The organism is Xanthomonas sp. NCPPB 1638, assembly GCF_041475635.2.
In the GTDB taxonomy this organism is placed as follows: Bacteria; Pseudomonadota; Gammaproteobacteria; order Xanthomonadales; family Xanthomonadaceae; genus Xanthomonas; species Xanthomonas cucurbitae.
The window spans coordinates 2,227,331-2,243,083 of sequence record NZ_CM192984.1; the positions used below are offsets into that span (position 1 = coordinate 2,227,331).

Annotated in this window: 8 protein-coding genes and 1 pseudogene; all 9 read left to right on the forward strand. The window is 66.7% G+C overall.

All coding sequences use genetic code 11. The features are described 5' to 3' along the window. Positions 1-89 precede the first annotated feature (89 nt). The 9 genes and pseudogenes from ACCQ13_RS09760 (at position 90) to ACCQ13_RS09800 (ending at position 15,458) form a co-directional block, all read left to right on the forward strand. The gene (locus ACCQ13_RS09760) at positions 90-1,685 is read left to right on the forward strand and encodes an aldehyde dehydrogenase family protein (RefSeq protein WP_104602757.1); all 1,596 of its coding nucleotides are present in this window, start codon (positions 90-92) and stop codon (positions 1,683-1,685) included. Next, a complete protein-coding gene (locus tag ACCQ13_RS09765; protein ID WP_104602756.1) occupies positions 1,682-2,881 on the forward strand; it encodes a M24 family metallopeptidase in 1,200 nt (399 codons plus the stop codon). Before ACCQ13_RS09760 ends, ACCQ13_RS09765 begins: the two co-directional genes overlap by 4 nt. Positions 2,882-2,978: 97 nt before the next feature. Further along, positions 2,979-4,787, forward strand: coding sequence for a DUF885 domain-containing protein (locus ACCQ13_RS09770; protein WP_159407114.1), 1,809 nt, complete (start codon positions 2,979-2,981; stop codon positions 4,785-4,787). Further along, a complete protein-coding gene (locus tag ACCQ13_RS09775) occupies positions 4,784-6,652 on the forward strand; it encodes a DUF885 domain-containing protein (RefSeq protein WP_104602754.1) in 1,869 nt (622 codons plus the stop codon). The genes ACCQ13_RS09770 and ACCQ13_RS09775 overlap by 4 nt, the downstream gene beginning before the upstream one ends. 179 nt (positions 6,653-6,831) lie before the next feature. Beyond that, positions 6,832-8,418, forward strand: a complete 1,587-nt coding sequence (locus ACCQ13_RS09780; RefSeq protein WP_104602753.1) for an APC family permease — start codon at positions 6,832-6,834, stop codon at positions 8,416-8,418. Further along, the gene (locus ACCQ13_RS09785; protein ID WP_159407115.1) at positions 8,408-10,750 is read left to right on the forward strand and encodes a S9 family peptidase; all 2,343 of its coding nucleotides are present in this window, start codon (positions 8,408-8,410) and stop codon (positions 10,748-10,750) included. Before ACCQ13_RS09780 ends, ACCQ13_RS09785 begins: the two co-directional genes overlap by 11 nt. 95 nt (positions 10,751-10,845) lie before the next feature. Next, positions 10,846-12,387 (forward strand): annotated as a pseudogene (locus tag ACCQ13_RS09790) (DUF5597 domain-containing protein); the annotation flags it as partial. Positions 12,388-12,464: 77 nt separating this feature from the next. Then, positions 12,465-12,761 carry a flagellar basal body rod protein FlgC gene (locus tag ACCQ13_RS09795; protein WP_159407117.1) on the forward strand — a complete coding sequence of 99 codons (297 nt, stop codon included), beginning with the start codon at positions 12,465-12,467 and terminating at the stop codon, positions 12,759-12,761. Between the two features lie 339 nt (positions 12,762-13,100). Next, positions 13,101-15,458, forward strand: a complete 2,358-nt coding sequence (locus ACCQ13_RS09800) for a glucosidase family protein (protein ID WP_159407118.1) — start codon at positions 13,101-13,103, stop codon at positions 15,456-15,458. Positions 15,459-15,753: the final 295 nt, after the last annotated feature.

Below are 15,753 nucleotides of genomic sequence, written 5' to 3' on the forward strand. Positions count from 1 at the left end.
CGCACCTCGTGCGAGCTGCGTATCGTCCCCTGGTCTGCCGCTGCAGCACGCTGCGCGGCGGTCCCTTCCATGCAATCGAAGGTGCTGCAATGAACGACATGCTGCAACCCATCCTGCTCGCCGGCCAATGGCAGCCCAGCCATGCGGCCAGCGACAGCTTCCGTGCTGCCGATCCCACCACCGGCGAGCCGATCGGCCCGCTGTTTCCGATCAGTGGTGCCGAGGACATAGCGACCGCGTTGCGTGCCGCGCAGGCGGTGGCCGCCGAGTTTGCCGCCGCACCGGCCGAGCGCATCGCCGCTTTTCTGGAGGGCTACGCCGACGCGCTGGATGCCGATGCCGACACCCTGGTCGCGCTCGCGCATGCAGAAACCGCCTTGCCGGCGCCCACGCGCCTGCGTGGCAACGAGCTGCCGCGCACCAGCGGGCAGTTGCGCCAGGCAGCCAAGGCGGTACGCAGCTACAGCTGGACCAACCCCATCATCGACACCGCCGCCGATCTGCGTTCGCATCTGGCGCCGCTGGGCAAGCCGGTGCTGGTGTTCGGCCCCAACAATTTTCCGTTCGCGTTCAATGCGATTGCCGGCAGCGATTTCGCCTCGGCCATCGCCGCGCGCAACCCGGTGATCGCCAAGGCGCATCCGCTGCATCCGGCCACCAGCCAGCGCATGGCCCAGCTTGCGCATCAGGCGCTGCTGGCCGCAGGCCTGCCGGCGGCGGCGGTGCAGTTGCTGTATCACCTGGATACCGCAGTCGGTGCGCGCCTGGCCGGCGACGCGCGGCTGGGGGCGATCGGGTTCACCGGCAGCCGCGCCGGCGGCCTGGCCTTGAAGGCGGCTGCCGATGCGGCTGGCGTACCGTTCTACGCCGAGCTGTCCAGCGTGAATCCGGTGTTCCTGCTGCCCGGTGCGCTGGCCGAGCGCGGCGATGCGCTGGCGCAGGAGTTCTTCGCCTCGTGCACGCTGGGTAGCGGGCAGTTTTGCACCAATCCTGGCGTGGTGGTGGTGCCGCACGGCGCGGCGGGCGATGCCTTCGTTGCCGCCACCAAGGGCCATTTCGCAGCGGCCTTGCCGATGGTGCTGTTCTCCGCATCCGGTGTGGAGGGCGTGCAGCGTGGTGTGGCGAGCCTGGTTGCGGCCGGCGGGTCCGTGCTGGCCGGCGGGCAGCGTGGCGAAGACGGTTTCCGCTACGCGCCCACCTTGCTCAGCGTGGAGGCGCAGGTGTTCCTGGCCAATCCGCAGGAGTTGCAGACCGAGGCCTTTGGCCCGGTAAGCCTGCTGGTGCGCACGCGCGACACTGCGCAGCTGGCGCAGTTGGCGGCCGCCTTCGAAGGCAACCTCACCGGCACGCTGTATCGCGCAAGCGATGGCAGCGACGATGCCGCCTGGCAGGCCATTGCGCCGGTGCTGCGCGCACGGGTGGGACGCCTCATCAACAGCAAGATGCCAACCGGCGTGGCGGTGAGCGCGGCGCAGAATCATGGCGGGCCGTTTCCCAGCACTGGGCATCCAGGCTTCACCGCCGTGGGCATGCCGGGCGCGATCCGTCGTTTCGCGGCCTTGCATAGCTACGACGCGGTGCCCGATGCCTTGCTGCCAGTGGAACTGCGCCAGCGCAATCCCGGTGGTGTGGCGCGGCTGGTGGACGGACAGTGGAGTACCGCTGATGTGGAAGCGGGCGCATGAGCGCCCAGATCGGTGGCCTGTCGCTGCAGCAGGCGCGTGCACAACTGGCGCCCTGGACGCAGCGTGCCGCGCCGATCGCGGCCGATGAATATGCGCAGCGCATCGAGCGTGCGCGTGGGCTGATGCGTGCGCATGGCGTGGATGCGCTGTTGATCGGTGCCGGGACCTCGTTGCGCTATTTCACCGGTGTGGCGTGGGGTGCCAGCGAACGGCTGGTGGCGATGCTGCTCACCATCGATGGCGATCCGGCGCTGATCTGCCCGGCCTTCGAGGAAGGCTCGCTGGACGCGGTACTGCAGATTCCGGTGGCCAAATTCCTGTGGGAAGAACACCAGGACCCGTATGCGCTGGTGGTACAGGTCATGGACGATCGCCGTGCGCATGCGCTGGCGCTGGACCCGGGCATCGCCTTTGCCGTGCACACCGGCCTGCGTGCGCATCTGGGCACCGCCATCCGCGACGCGGGGGTCATCATCGACGGCTGCCGCATGTGCAAGTCGCCCGCCGAGCTGGCGCTGATGCAGCAGGCCTGCGACATGACCTTGCTGGTGCAGCGCCTGGCCGCCGGCATCGCGCACGAAGGCATCGGCACCGACCAGCTGGTGCGTTTCATCGATGAAGCGCATCGCGCGCTGGGCGCAGACAACGGCTCGACCTTCTGCATCGTGCAGTTTGGCCACGCGACTGCCTTCCCGCATGGCATTCCGGGCGTGCAGCAGTTGCGCGAAGGCGAGCTGGTGCTGATCGACACCGGCTGCACCGTACAGGGCTACCATTCCGATATCACCCGCACCTGGATCTATGGCACGCCCAACGAGGCGCAGCAGCGCATCTGGGACCTTGAACAGGCCGCGCAGGCTGCGGCATTCGCGGCGATCCGCCCCGGCGTGGCTTGCGAGGCGGTGGATCAGGCGGCGCGTACGGTGCTGGAAGCGGCAGGGTTGGGCCCGGAGTATCGGTTGCCCGGGCTGCCGCATCGCACCGGCCATGGCTGCGGGCTGGCCATACACGAGGCGCCGTATCTGGTGCGCGGCAACCGATTGCCGCTGCAGCCGGGCATGTGTGCCAGCAACGAACCGATGATCGTGGTGCCGGGGCAGTTCGGCGTGCGCCTGGAAGATCATTTCCATGTCACCGACGCTGGCGCGCAGTGGTTTACCCCGCCGTCGCCGGCGATCGACCAACCGTTTGCATGAGCCTGCATAGCGTCACGCATGCGTAGGAGCGCACCCGGGCGCGACGGGCATTACCGAGTAAAGCCATTGCGCTGTCCCTGCATCTTGGAGTGAATGCATGAGCCACCTGCGATCTGTCGCAATCGGCCTGCTTGCAGCGGCAGTGTTCACCGCCTGCAAACCGGCCCCGCCAGCCCCGGAGAAACCGGCTGCCGCAGCCAGCAGCGAACAGGCCGCCAAGGCCTTCGATGCGCTGTTGGACAAGCAGTGGCAGTACCAGCTGCAGCACAACCCCGAGTTCGCCAGCATCATCGGCGACAAGCGCTACAACGATCGCTGGACCAACTACTCGCCGGAAGCAGTGCAGGCCGACCGCCGTGCCACCGCCGCGCTGCTCCGGCAGTTTGAAGCGGTGGATGCCAAGGCGCTGGACGCGCAACGCCAGCTCAGCCTGCAGATGATGCTGGGCCAGTTGCGCGACAAGCTGGAGGGCATCGACCTCAAGACCTATGCAATGCCGCTGGAACCGGTGGGCGGCATCCAGCTGGCGCTGGCCGGCTATGGCGATGCGTTTCCATTCGAAAATGCCAAGGATTACCAGGACTACATCACCCGGCTGCAGGCCATTCCGGGCGTGATCGACCAGATCATTGCGGTCTCGCGGCAGGGTGCCAAAGACGGGTTGGTGCAGCCGCGTTACCTGCTGCAGCGCCTGCCCGAGCAGATCGACAAGATGGCTGCGCTCACCGGCGAGCAGAGCCCGTTCGCCTCGCCGTTGAAGAAACTCGCTGCGGCGGTGCCGGCCGACCAGCGCGATGCGGTGCGCAAGCAGTTGCTGGCCGCGATCGACCAGCAGGTCCGCCCGGCCTACGGTAAGCTGTCCGCCTTCGTGCGCGACGAATACGCCGCGCAGGGGCGTCGTTCCGAAGGCCTCTGGTCGCTGCCCGATGGCGAGCGCCGCTATCGCTACGCCATTCATACCCAGACCACTACCGACATGGCACCGGAGCAGATCCACCAGATCGGCCTGCGGGAAGTGGCGCGCATCGAAGGCGAGATGGCGGTGATCGCCCAGGCGCAGGGCTTTGCCGACCTGTCCAGCTTCCGCAAGGCGGTGGAGACCGACAGGCGCCATTTCGCCACCTCCGGCGAACAGATCCTGCAGCACTACCGCCAGTACATCGCCGCGATGGAACCGGAGCTGCCCAGGCTGTTCGGGCACCTGCCCAAAACGCCGCTGGAGGTGCAGGCGATGCCGGCGTTCCGGCGGACCGCGCCGAGCGCCGAATACTGGCAAAGCAACCCGGAAGGCAGCAAGCCGGCGATCGTGAAGGTCAATACCAGCGACTTCGCCAGCCGCACGCTGGTCAATATCGAAACCACCGCCTACCACGAGGGCGTGCCAGGTCATCACCTGCAGATTTCGCTCGCCCAGACGCTGCCATTGCCGCCGTTCCGCCAGCAGGCCGGCTACAACGCCTACATCGAAGGCTGGGCGCTGTATGCCGAGCGGCTGGGCAAGGAGATCGGCTTCTTCAAGGACCCCTATAACGACTACGGCCGGCTATCGGGCGAGTTGCTGCGCGCCAACCGCCTGGTGCTGGATACCGGTGTGCATTACAAACGCTGGAACCGGCAGCAGATGGTGGATTTCTTCCACGCGCATCCGTCCGACGACGAACCCAGCATCCAATCGGAAACCGACCGCTACATCGTCTGGCCGGGTCAGGCACTGGGCTACAAGCTTGGCGAGCTGCAGATCCTGGCGCTGCGCGCGCAAGCGGAAAAAGCGTTGGGTGATCATTTCGATGTGCGCGCCTTCCACGACGCCGTGCTGGGCGGCGGTGCGATGCCGTTGGGGATGCTGCAGCAGCGCGTGCAGCAGTGGATTGCACAGGCCAAGACCATACCGGGAGCAGTCAAATGAGCGTATCGCAGACACACACCATGTTGCGCATCAGTGCGTTGAGCCTGCTGATTGCAGCCAGCCTGGGCGGCACGCCCGTGCAGGCGTATGCCGCCGAGCCGGCAACCACCGTGCAGGGCACGGCCGCAGCCCGCTTCAAGGCGTTGTATACGCGCGAGTGGCAGTGGCGGCAGGCGCAGGTGTCCGGCGCGGTGGATGAAGACAACCAGGCCACCCAGCAGCGCCAGGCCGACCATCTGCCCAAGGTCGATGTCGCCACCCAGAACCAGCGCACCGCGTATTGGCAACAGGCATTGGCCGAGCTGGATGCGATCGGGCCGGCGCAGCTGTCGGCCGAGGACCAGGTGAATTACCAGGTGTATCGACAGCAGCTGCAGGTGCTGCTGGATCAGCAGCATTTCCGTGCCTGGGAGATGCCGTTCAACAGCGACTCGGCGTTCTGGAGCGACCTGGGCTTCAGTGCGCAGGCCACGCTGCGCACGCGCGAGGACTATCAGCGCTATCTGAAGATGCTGGCCGATATCCCGCGCTATTTTTCCGAGCACACGGCCAATATGCGCGCCGGGTTGGCTCGGGGCTTCAGCCAGCCCAAGGTCACGCTGCGCGGGCGCGATCAATCCATTGCCGATGTGGCGCAGGCGCGCGGGCAGGCCAATCCGTTCTACGCCCCGTTCAAGCAGATGCCGGCCACGCTGCCGGCGCCGGTGCAGGCGCAGTTGCGGCAGCAGGCGGTGCAGACCATCGACACCCAGGTGGTGCCGGCCTATGCCGGCTTGCTGGACTTCATCCGCAACGAGTACCAGCCGCGCGCGCGCGCCACGCTGGCCGGCGAAGCCTTGCCCGATGGCAAGGCCTATTACCGCGCGCAGATCCGCGAGTTCACCACGCTGGACCTGAGTCCCGAGCAGATCCACCAGATCGGCCTGCAGGAGGTCGCCAAGCTGCGCAAGCAGATGGACGCTACCATCGTGGAGAGCGGCTTCAAGCCGCCGGCCGGGCAGCCGGTGTTTCCGGCGTTCCTGCATTTCCTGCGCACCGACCCGCAGTTCTATACCAAGACGCCGGAAGAATTGCTCAAGCAGGCGGCATGGATCGCCAAGCGCGTGGATGCCAAGGTGGGCAACTATATCGGCCGCCTGCCACGGCGCCGCTTCGCCATCGAACCGGTGCCGCCGGAGCTGGCACCGTTCTATACCGGCGGCCGCGGGGGGCCGGGGATCTACCTGGTCAATACCTACGATCTGCCATCGCGGCCGCTGTACAACCTGACCGCGCTGACCCTACACGAGTCCTCGCCCGGGCACGCGCTGCAGATGCCGCTGGCCGCAGAAACGCAGAGCCTGCCGGATTTTCGTCGTTACACGTTCATCTCGGCCTATGGCGAAGGCTGGGCGGTGTACTCGGAGTACCTGGGTCAGGAAATGGGCATGTACGACACGCCCTACGACCGCTTCGGTTATCTCACCTATCAGGCGTGGCGTGCCTGCCGCCTGGTGATCGACACCGGCATCCACCACAAGGGCTGGACGCGCGAACAGGCGCAGGCGTATCTGCGCGACAACACCGCGCTGAGCGAGCATGAAGTGACCACCGAGGTGGATCGGTACATCGCCTGGCCCGGGCAGGCGCTGTCGTATTACCTGGGCGAGTTGAAGATTCTCGAATTACGGCACAAGGCCGAAGCCGCGCTGGGCGAGAAATTCGACCTGCGCCACTTCCACGATGCGGTGTTGCAGACCGGTTCGGTGCCGCTGCCGGTGCTGGAAGCGCGCATCGACCGCTTCATCGCCGATGGCGGTGTGTCGCCGTCTCCGGACGACGCCGCGACAGACTCCGCCGATGCAGGGGCAGGTGCCGATGACTGAGTGCTGCCATACGCGCCTGGACCACTTGCTGGGTACGCGCGCTGACATCGGTGCGCGGCGGCGTGTGCAGGACCACCGCGCACGGCTGAGTACATCGCACCACCACTGACTGCCACACGGCATGCGCCACCGTGCCATCCTCCGCAGCAACCGCGTTTTCCAATCGTTCGAGGCCAGTTATGACCACACCCGGTGCGACCACGCAAGGCAAGTTCCACAAGCGGCTGAGCCTGACCGACCTAACTTTCATCGGGTTGGGTTCCATCTTCGGCTCGGGGTGGTTGTTCGCCGCCAGCCACGTCTCTTCGATTGCCGGTCCGGCCGGCATTGTCTCGTGGATCCTTGGCGGCGTTGCGGTCTTGTTGCTGGGGCTGGTGTATTGCGAACTCGGCGCGGCATTGCCGCGTGCGGGTGGGGTGGTGCGCTACCCGGAGTATTCGCATGGCGCGCTGCTGGGATCGTTGACCGGCTTCATCACCTTGATCGCATTTTCCAGCCTGATCGCCATCGAGGTGGAAGCGGCGCGGCAATATGCGGCGGCGTGGTTTCCGGTGCTCAATCAGGCGGGCAGTAATCATCCCAGTATCTGGGGCTGGTTGGTGCAGCTGGCATTGCTGCTGCTGTTCTTCGTACTCAACTACTTCAGCGTCAAGACCTTTGCGCTGGCCAACAATATCGTCAGCATCTTCAAGTTTCTGGTACCGATGCTGGTGATCGTGCTGTTGCTGGAGCATTTCAATGCAGGCAACCTGACCGTGCATGGCTTCGCGCCCTCGGGCATGGCCGGGGTGGAAGCGGCGATCTCCGCCGGTGGCATCATCTTTGCGTACCTCGGGCTGACGCCGATCGTGTCGGTGGCCAGCGAGGTACGCGACCCGCAGCGCAATATTCCCATCGCCTTGATCCTGTCGGTGGCCTTGTCCACGGTGATCTACGTGCTGCTGCAGCTGGCCTTTCTGGGCAGCATCCCCGCCGCGCAGCTGGCGCAAGGCTGGAGCGGCATTGACAAAACGTTCTCGTTGCCGTACCACGACATTGCGCTGGCGCTGGGCATGGCGTGGCTGGCCGCGCTGGTAATCTGCGATGCCATGGTCTCGCCCAGCGGCACCGGCAATATCTACATGAATGCCACTCCGCGCGTGGTGTACGGCTGGGCGCGCAGCGGCGGGTTTTTGCCGGTGCTGACGCGGGTGGACCCGGCTTCGGGCATTCCGCGGCCGGCGTTGTGGCTGAGCCTGGGGCTGTCGATCTTCTGGACGCTGCCGTTCCCCTCGTGGGAAACCCTGATCGGCGTCGTGTCTGCCGCGCTGGTGCTGAGCTATGCCGTGGCGCCGGTAACGGTGGCGGCCCTGCGGCGCAGTGCACCCGAGCTGCCGCGGCCGTTCTTCGTGCGTGGCCTGAGCGTGCTGGGGCCGCTGTCGTTCATCGTGGCCGCGTTGATCGTGTACTGGTCCACCTGGCCGACCCTGTCGTGGCTGCTCGGCTTACAAGTGCTGGCGTTCGCGCTGTACGTGCTCTATCGGCTGCCCTCGCGCGACGGGCGTGCGCGACTGTTGCGTCAGGTGCGCGCATCGCTGTGGTTGATCGTGTTCTTTGTGCTGGTGATGACGATCTCCTGGGCCGGCACCTTCGGTGGGCACGGCTGGATCGCGCATCCGTTCGACACGCTGAGCGTGGCGGTGATTGCGTTCTTCATCTACCACTGGGGCGCACGCAGCGGCTTGCGCAGCGACGAGCTGGCGCTGGAGGAAGACGATGGCGAATGAGGCGTGGCCGGGTGCATGGAGCCTGCGGGCATCGCGCGCGCTGGCAGCGTGCCTGCTGGTGCTTGCTGCCGCTGCACAGGCGGCACCCGGCGTGGCCGACTACCAGCGCTCGCTCGGCCTGCGCGCGCACTGGAACACGCTGACCGAGAATGTGACCTGGCCGGCGCAATGGAAGGACGACGGCACGTTCTACTACCGCAAGACCGTGCCCGGCGGGTTCGCCTTCATCCGCGCGGACGTGGCGACGCTGCACAAGCAACCGGCCTTCGACCAGGTGCGCGTGGCCCAGGCGCTGCAGGCAGCCACCGGGACGGCGTATGCGGCGTTGGCGTTGCCGTTCGAGACGTTTACCTACTCGCAGGAAGGTGGTCGCGAAGACGGCGCGATCGTGTTCGCCATCGAAGATGCCCCTTGGCGCTGCACGTTGACCACGTATCGCTGCGCGCACGATGCCCCCGGCCGGCAGCCGCAGCTGCGGCAGCGACCGCGCGGCTTTGGCGTGGTGCGCGACCCGGACGTGGCGGCCGACACCACCCCGCGCCGCTCGCCCGATGGGCAGTGGGAGGCGCTGGCCGATGGCTGGAACCTGGTCGTGCGCCGGGTGGCCGATGGCCGGCTCGTGCAGCGCACCGATGATGGCCGCGCGGCAGATTACTTCGACCCGGACAGCGTTGCCTGGTCGCCGGATTCGCAGCAGCTGGCGGTGTATCGGGTGCGCCCGGGCACTGCGCGCCGGGTCATCCGTGTGGAGGCCGCACCGTCCGGCCGCCTTCAGCCGCTGGTGCACACCCAGCTCTATCCCAAGCCAGGCGATGCGGTCGATGTGGAGCGGCCGGTGCTGCTGGCCGTGGATGGCAGCCGGCGCGTGGTGGATAACGCCTTGTTCGCGATGCCGTATTCGCTGTCGCCACTGCAATGGCGGGCGGATGGACGCAGTGTGGGCTTTGAGTATGTGCAGCGTGGTTTTCAGCACATGCGGGTGATTGCAGTGGATGCCCGCAGCGCGCGTGCGCATGTGGCCGTTGGCGAGGATGCACGCACCTTCGTCCATGCCGACCGCAGCTTTCGTCATGAGGTGGATGCGCATGGCGACGAGATCCTGTGGATCTCCGAACGCGACGGCTGGCGGCACCTGTATCTGTTCGATGGCCGCAACGGCAAGCCCAAACGTCAGCTCACGCGCGGGCAATGGATCGTGCGCGAGGTGCTGCGCGTGGACGACGCGCAGCGCCGCATCTGGTTCACCGCCAGCGGGATGGATGCCGGAAAGGACCCATACTACCGACAGCTCTACAGCGTGGATTTCGACGGCCGCAAGCTCACCCGGCTCAGCCATGCCGATGCCGACCACGATGTGGCCATTGCAGACGATGGCCGGCATTACGTCGATGTCTACTCGCGCCCGGATCTGCCGCCGGTGATGGAGCTGCATGCCATCGATGGCCGGCTGCTGCAGCAAGTGGAGCAGGGCAATATTGATCGGCTCCTGGCGGCCGGCTGGCGCGCACCGCAGACCTTCGTGGCCAAGGGCCGAGATGGCAAGACCGACATTTGGGGCATGGTGGTGCGCCCGCGCGATTACAACCCGCGCAGGAGATATCCGGTGATCGAGAACATCTACGCCGGGCCGCACGATTCCTTCGTGCCCAAGACGTTCTGGCCATTCGGGTACCACTCCGGCGGCGACAAGCAGATCGGCATGCAGGCGCAGGCCGATCTGGGTTTCATCGTGGTGATGATCGATGGCATGGGCACCGCCAACCGCTCCAAGGCCTTCCAGGATGTGGCGTGGAAAAACCTGGGCGATTCCGGCTTTGCCGATCGCATTGCCTGGCATCGTGCGCTGGCCGCGAAAGACCCGTCGTACGACATCAGCCGGGTTGGCATCTATGGCGCGTCGGCTGGAGGGCAGAGCACGCTGGGTGCACTGGAACGTCACCCGGAGTTCTACAAGGTGGGCGTGGCGTTCGCCGGCTGCTACGACAACCGCATGGACAAGATCAGCTGGAATGAACAGTGGATGGGCTGGCCGGTGGACGACAGTTATGCGGCGGCATCAGGCGTGGTCAATGCGGCCAAGCTGCAGGGCGAGCTGCTGTTGATCGTCGGCGAGCAGGACAGCAATGTGGACCCGGCCTCCACCGCGCAGGTGGTCGATGCGCTGATTAAGGCCGGCAAGGACTTCGACTTGCTCAACGTGCCCGGCGGCGAACATTCGGTGGGGCGCTCCAGCGGCCCGATCGATTATGTACAACGTCGCCAGTACGACTTTTTCGTGCGCCATCTGTTGGGCGAGCCCACGCCGCGCTGGAATCGCCAGAAGGTTCGATGATGCCTCTGGTCCGATGGCGTGCAGCGTTGCAGCGTTCTCAGACAGCGCTTGCGGTGGGTGTGCTGGGGTTGCTGGCTGGTGCGTTCTCGCCGGCGGCTGGCGCGGAAGAACTGCCACGTTTCGTCAGCCAGAACGGCAGCCACGCGGTCTTCGTCGATGGCGCGCCGTACACGATACTGGCCGCTCAGCTGCACAATTCCAGCGCCTGGCCGGCGGTATTGCCAAAGGCGCTGGATCAGGTGGTTGCCCTGCACGCCAACACGGTGGAAGCACCGGTGTATTGGGAACAGTTCGAACCGACGCCTGGCCGGTTCGATACCACCAACGTGGATGCGTTGATCGCCGGTGCGCGCAAGCGTGGGTTGCGCGTGGCGCTGCTGTGGTTCGGCAGCTGGAAGAACGGGCAGATGCATTACGTGCCCGAATGGATCAAGCGCGACGAAGCCAGCTACCCGCGCATGCGCGATGCCAATGGCGAGCCGGTGGACGTGCTGTCGCCGCATGTGGCGGCCAACGTGCAGGCCGATGCGCGCGCGTTCACTGCGCTGATGCAGCACCTGCGCAAGGTCGATGGCGACCGCCACACGGTGATCCTGGTGCAGGTGGAGAACGAACCCGGTGCGATCGGGACGGTGCGTGACCACAGTGCGGTGGGCGAGGCGGCGTTTGCGCAGCCGGTGCCGGCCGCCATCGCCACGGCACTGGGCAAGCCCGCCGGCAGCTGGCAGCAGCTGTTCGGCGCGGAGGCCGCCGAGGCGTTCAACGCGCACGCCACGGCGGCGTACATCGAACAGGTGGCCGCTGCCGGCAAGCGTGTGTATCCGCTGCCGCTCTACGTCAATACCTGGTTGCGCTACAAGGGCAAGCGTTATCCGGGCCTGGATTATCCGTCCGGCGGGGCCACGGTGAACGTGTTTGCGCTGTGGCGCGCGGCCACGCCGTCGATCGATTTCATCGGGACCGACATCTACACCAACGATTACAACGAATACACCAAGGTCATCGGCCAGTATGCGCGGCCGGACAACCCGGCCTGGGTGTCGGAGACCGGGTTCGAAGCGGCGACCGCGCCATACCTGTTCCATGTGCTGGGGCAGGGCGGAGTGGGGTTTTCGGTGTTCGGCATGGATGGCAACCCGGACACCGAGGCCAATCGCGCCGCCACCGCCGCGCATGCGGCCAATTTCCAGTTGCTGGCGCCGTTGCAGCGGGTGCTGGCGCTGGCCGCGTTCGAAGGCCGGCTACAGGGCGTGGCCGAACAGCCCGGCCTGCCGCAACGCACGCTGCGCTTCGGTGATTGGCAGGCCAGGGTGTCGTTCGGCGCGCCGATGTGGGGCGATGCGCCGGCGATCCTGCCGGGCAACGACGACCACGCCGGGCGCTTGCTGGTGGCGCAGCTGGGGCCGGAGGACTTCCTGGTCACCGGGATGGCCGCGCGCATTGAATTTTTCCGCGAGGCGGCCGATACCCGTCATGGGCAACTGTTGCGGGTGGAGCAGGGGCGGTACGTCGACGGACGCTGGCAGGTGGACAAGCAGCTCAACGGCGACCAGACCGACTACGGGCTCAATTTTGGCCGTGGTGGCCGCAGCAGCCCGGAGCCGGTGGTGCTGCGGGTGCGTGTCGGCACCTACTGACTGACGGTTACGGTAGTCTGGTTGTCTACTCGCGTTGACGACCGCATGACTTCACTCACTCACGCAGCGGAACCTCCATGAGCATCAGCACCATCGCCAGTTCCGGAATGCAGGCCGCCGCGCTGCGCCAGCAGGTTGCCGCCAGTAACGTGGCCCGGCAGCCGGTGGACGGCAGCCCACGCCAGGCGGTGGCTGCCAGCACGCAGGCCAATGGCGGCGTGGCGGCCCGTGTGGTGGAGGCGCCCTCCGATCCCGCCGCACCGGTCACGGACCTGGTCGGTGGGTTGTCGGCACGCAACGATTTCCAGGCCAACGCCGCAGTGCTGCGCCGCTCCGACGCGGCGTTGGGCAGCCTGCTGGACGTGTTGGCCTGACTAGCGCCCGCAGCGTGGTCCGGTGCGGGCGGGTGCCTCCAGCAGGCCACCGTGCTGGCCCACGCCTGCTGGAGGCGTGAGTGCGCCGCCAGGCCACCCGGGGCGAACGAGAGGGCGGCGACGCTCGATTTCGATTTGGATGGCTGTGGCCACGATCCGGGGCAAACCCCGCTCGCCCGATGACGCCGCTGCCTACCGACATGTAACGCGCGATCGCCGGCCAGGGTCGTGCGATTGACGCGTTGTATGCGCATTTCCGCATGCGCTCCAGGCATGCGCCACAAGACGTGGCCGGTACCCACGCGCAGGATGCAGGGGGAATCCTTCAAGGGCGCAACGATGGACCGGAGAACCTTTCTGCAGCAGGGCGTGGCGGCGACCGCGGCGGTTGGCGTCGGCGCGGCATGGGCGGCGCCTGCTGGTGCGGCAGCGGCCGCTGCGCCGCTGGCGGTCGCGGTCCCGCAGCTGGAGACGCAGTCATCGGCCACCCAATCGGGTAGCAGGCTCTGCAGTTTTCGGCATCTGCAACAGGACTGGACGGTCTACGAGCAGCTGGATGATCCGCAAGGCGCCCTGATGCTGTGCACCGATGCCGGTGTGCTGCGGCTGGGCAAGCGCCTGGAAGCGGCGTATCCGGCGGCGACCCCGCCGTACTTCGGCCTGCCACTGGCGCAGGTGGCCATGGCCGACGCGGACCTGCTCGCCGACCGCCTGTTGCGCGATGGCGACCCGGACGAAGCGCAGGTGCGCGATGTGGCGCCGCCGCCGGCGTCGTTGCTCGATCCCAAAGACAACGGCGGCCGCTGGCCATGGACCACCTTCGTCGGCACGCGCGAAGCGCTGGACACCATGCCCATCCTGCCCAACGGCCGCAGTCGGACCGCGCGGCCGGAACACGCCTTTGCCGAACTGGGCGAAGAAGCCCTCATCAAACGCCGCGCCGAAGGCATGCTGGGCGGTTGGATGCCGGCCGCACGCAAGGTGATGCGCCGCGAGGGCGAAGCCGATGCCTGGTACGAGGTGCTGGTCTTCGCCGATGTGCGCGCCACCGACCGCTTCGTGGTGCAGACCTGGCACCGCACGCTGCAGGTGCGCGGTGGGCAGATCGTCGCCGCGCACTACACCCACAGTTACCCGGCCTTCGGCACCACCCGCACTGCCGCCACGGCCGAGCAGTTCTATGCGGCGTTGCTTGATTTCGCCGCGTATTGGCAGCAGGCGCTGGCCGGCACGCGACAGGCACAGCTGCCCGATGCCAGCTGGAACGACATGGCGCAGTTCGCCTTCGCGCGCGAGCTGGTGGTGCGGCCCGGTGGCGACTATCCCAAGTACGGTGCGGTGGAACGCGACTACTACGGCAACGAGTACGACGGCTTCCAGGACACCTTCACCAGTTCGTTGTACGCCAACCTGGAATGGGGGCGCTTCGCGCAGGCGGCGGCGGTGCTCGACAACTACTTCGACGCGTTCGTGCAGGACAATGGCCTGCCGAACATGCGCGGGCCGGAGGTGGGGCAGTTCGGGCTGACCCTGGCGCTGCTGGCGCGCTATCTGCGCTATACCGGCGATGCAACGCGCCTGCGCCGGCTGCTGCCCAAGATCGCCGCCACCGCGCAGGTCTTGTGCGACTTGCACGACCAGGCCCTGGCGCTGCCGCGCAAGGCGCACGGGTACGGCTTGCTGCATGGCTGGAACGAATCCGATGCCTGTCTGTTTCCCGATCCGTCGTTATGGTGGAAGCCGTACTACGCCAACAGCGCGCTGGCGATCCGCGGCTGGGAAGACATTGCACAGGTCTGGAGCACGCTGGGCGGCGATGCGGCGACGGCTGCGCAATGGCAGCGCCGCGCCGGGCAGGTGCGCGCACGCCTTGAGCGCAGCCTGCGTGCGAACGTGCGCCGCGACCTGTCACCGCCGTACGTGGGCCCACTGCCGGGCACCACGCTGACCTTTCGCCAATCATTGCTGCAGGAAAAGCCCAGCGAACAGCAATGGCCGCATCGCGCCTATGCCGAGTTGCTGCAGGCCGACGTGCTGCCCGATGACCTGGCCCACCTGGTCATCGACTGCCTGCGCGGCCATGGCGGCACCAGCATCGGCGTGGTGGCCAACATCGCCCCCCCCGAGCCGGGCAGTCGCGACCTGCTTGGCTTTATCTCCTACGGCTATGCGCAACAACTCTTGCGCCTGGACCGCATCGAGGAGTACCTGCTGTTCGTGTATGCGCACCGCTACCAGGTGCATACGCGGGGCAGCTGGACGGCAGGCGAGGTCAGCGGCATCACCGGCGGTATGCCACTGTTCTGCATGCCCGCGCAGATGACCATTCCGCTCCTGCTGCGCTGGATGCTGGTCAGCGAGGACAGTGCGGGCAATGAGCTGTTTCTGGCGCGGGCCGTGCCGCGCGCATGGCTGGGCAGTGGTGCGGCGGTGAGTATGACCGCTGCGCCCACACGCTGGGGCAAGGTCAGCCTGACGCTGCGCACCGATGTTCAGGCGCGTCGTATCGATGCACAGGTGCAGTTGCCGGAGCAGGCACCAGAACGCACCTGGCTTACATTGCGCACGCCAGCGGGCACGCGGTTGCAGCGGGTGTTGATCGGCGATACGCCGGCAGCCCTGCAGGGGCGGCATGCCGACCGCGTGGCGCTGCCGACAGGCGCGGCCACGGTGAACGTACAGGCGTGGTATGGCTGAGTCGCCGCAGCACCGGCGGGTGGCAGGGCATCGTGCATTGCCGATGCACCCGTTGCCACTGGCCGTGCGTGCTGGCCGTGCAATGATCGATCGGCTGCAGCGGGTTTGCCAACCGCTGTGCGCTTGTTGATCGACGGCCAGTCAATCGGCGTTTGATGCAAGCTGCGTCCCTATCGCATATCCGTTGTGTCAGCGCTGCACGCAGCGGCGTGGCTGTCATGTCGACCGCTGCGGGCATGTGTCTCAACCAGTTAATCGCTGCAATGATGAGCCGTTATAGGCTCCCATGCCGACA

Bases quoted from the DNA above. Each gene is read 5' to 3' on its own strand.
- ACCQ13_RS09760 (WP_104602757.1), top strand. From the start codon at position 90: ATGAACGACATGCTGCAACCCATCCTGCTCGCCGGCCAATGGCAGCCC.
- ACCQ13_RS09785 (WP_159407115.1), top strand. From the start codon at position 8,408: ATGGCGAATGAGGCGTGGCCGGGTGCATGGAGCCTGCGGGCATCGCGC.
- ACCQ13_RS09775 (WP_104602754.1), top strand. From the start codon at position 4,784: ATGAGCGTATCGCAGACACACACCATGTTGCGCATCAGTGCGTTGAGC.
- ACCQ13_RS09795 (WP_159407117.1), top strand. From the start codon at position 12,465: ATGAGCATCAGCACCATCGCCAGTTCCGGAATGCAGGCCGCCGCGCTG.
- ACCQ13_RS09765 (WP_104602756.1), top strand. From the start codon at position 1,682: ATGAGCGCCCAGATCGGTGGCCTGTCGCTGCAGCAGGCGCGTGCACAA.
- ACCQ13_RS09770 (WP_159407114.1), top strand. From the start codon at position 2,979: ATGAGCCACCTGCGATCTGTCGCAATCGGCCTGCTTGCAGCGGCAGTG.
- ACCQ13_RS09780 (WP_104602753.1), top strand. From the start codon at position 6,832: ATGACCACACCCGGTGCGACCACGCAAGGCAAGTTCCACAAGCGGCTG.
- ACCQ13_RS09800 (WP_159407118.1), top strand. From the start codon at position 13,101: ATGGACCGGAGAACCTTTCTGCAGCAGGGCGTGGCGGCGACCGCGGCG.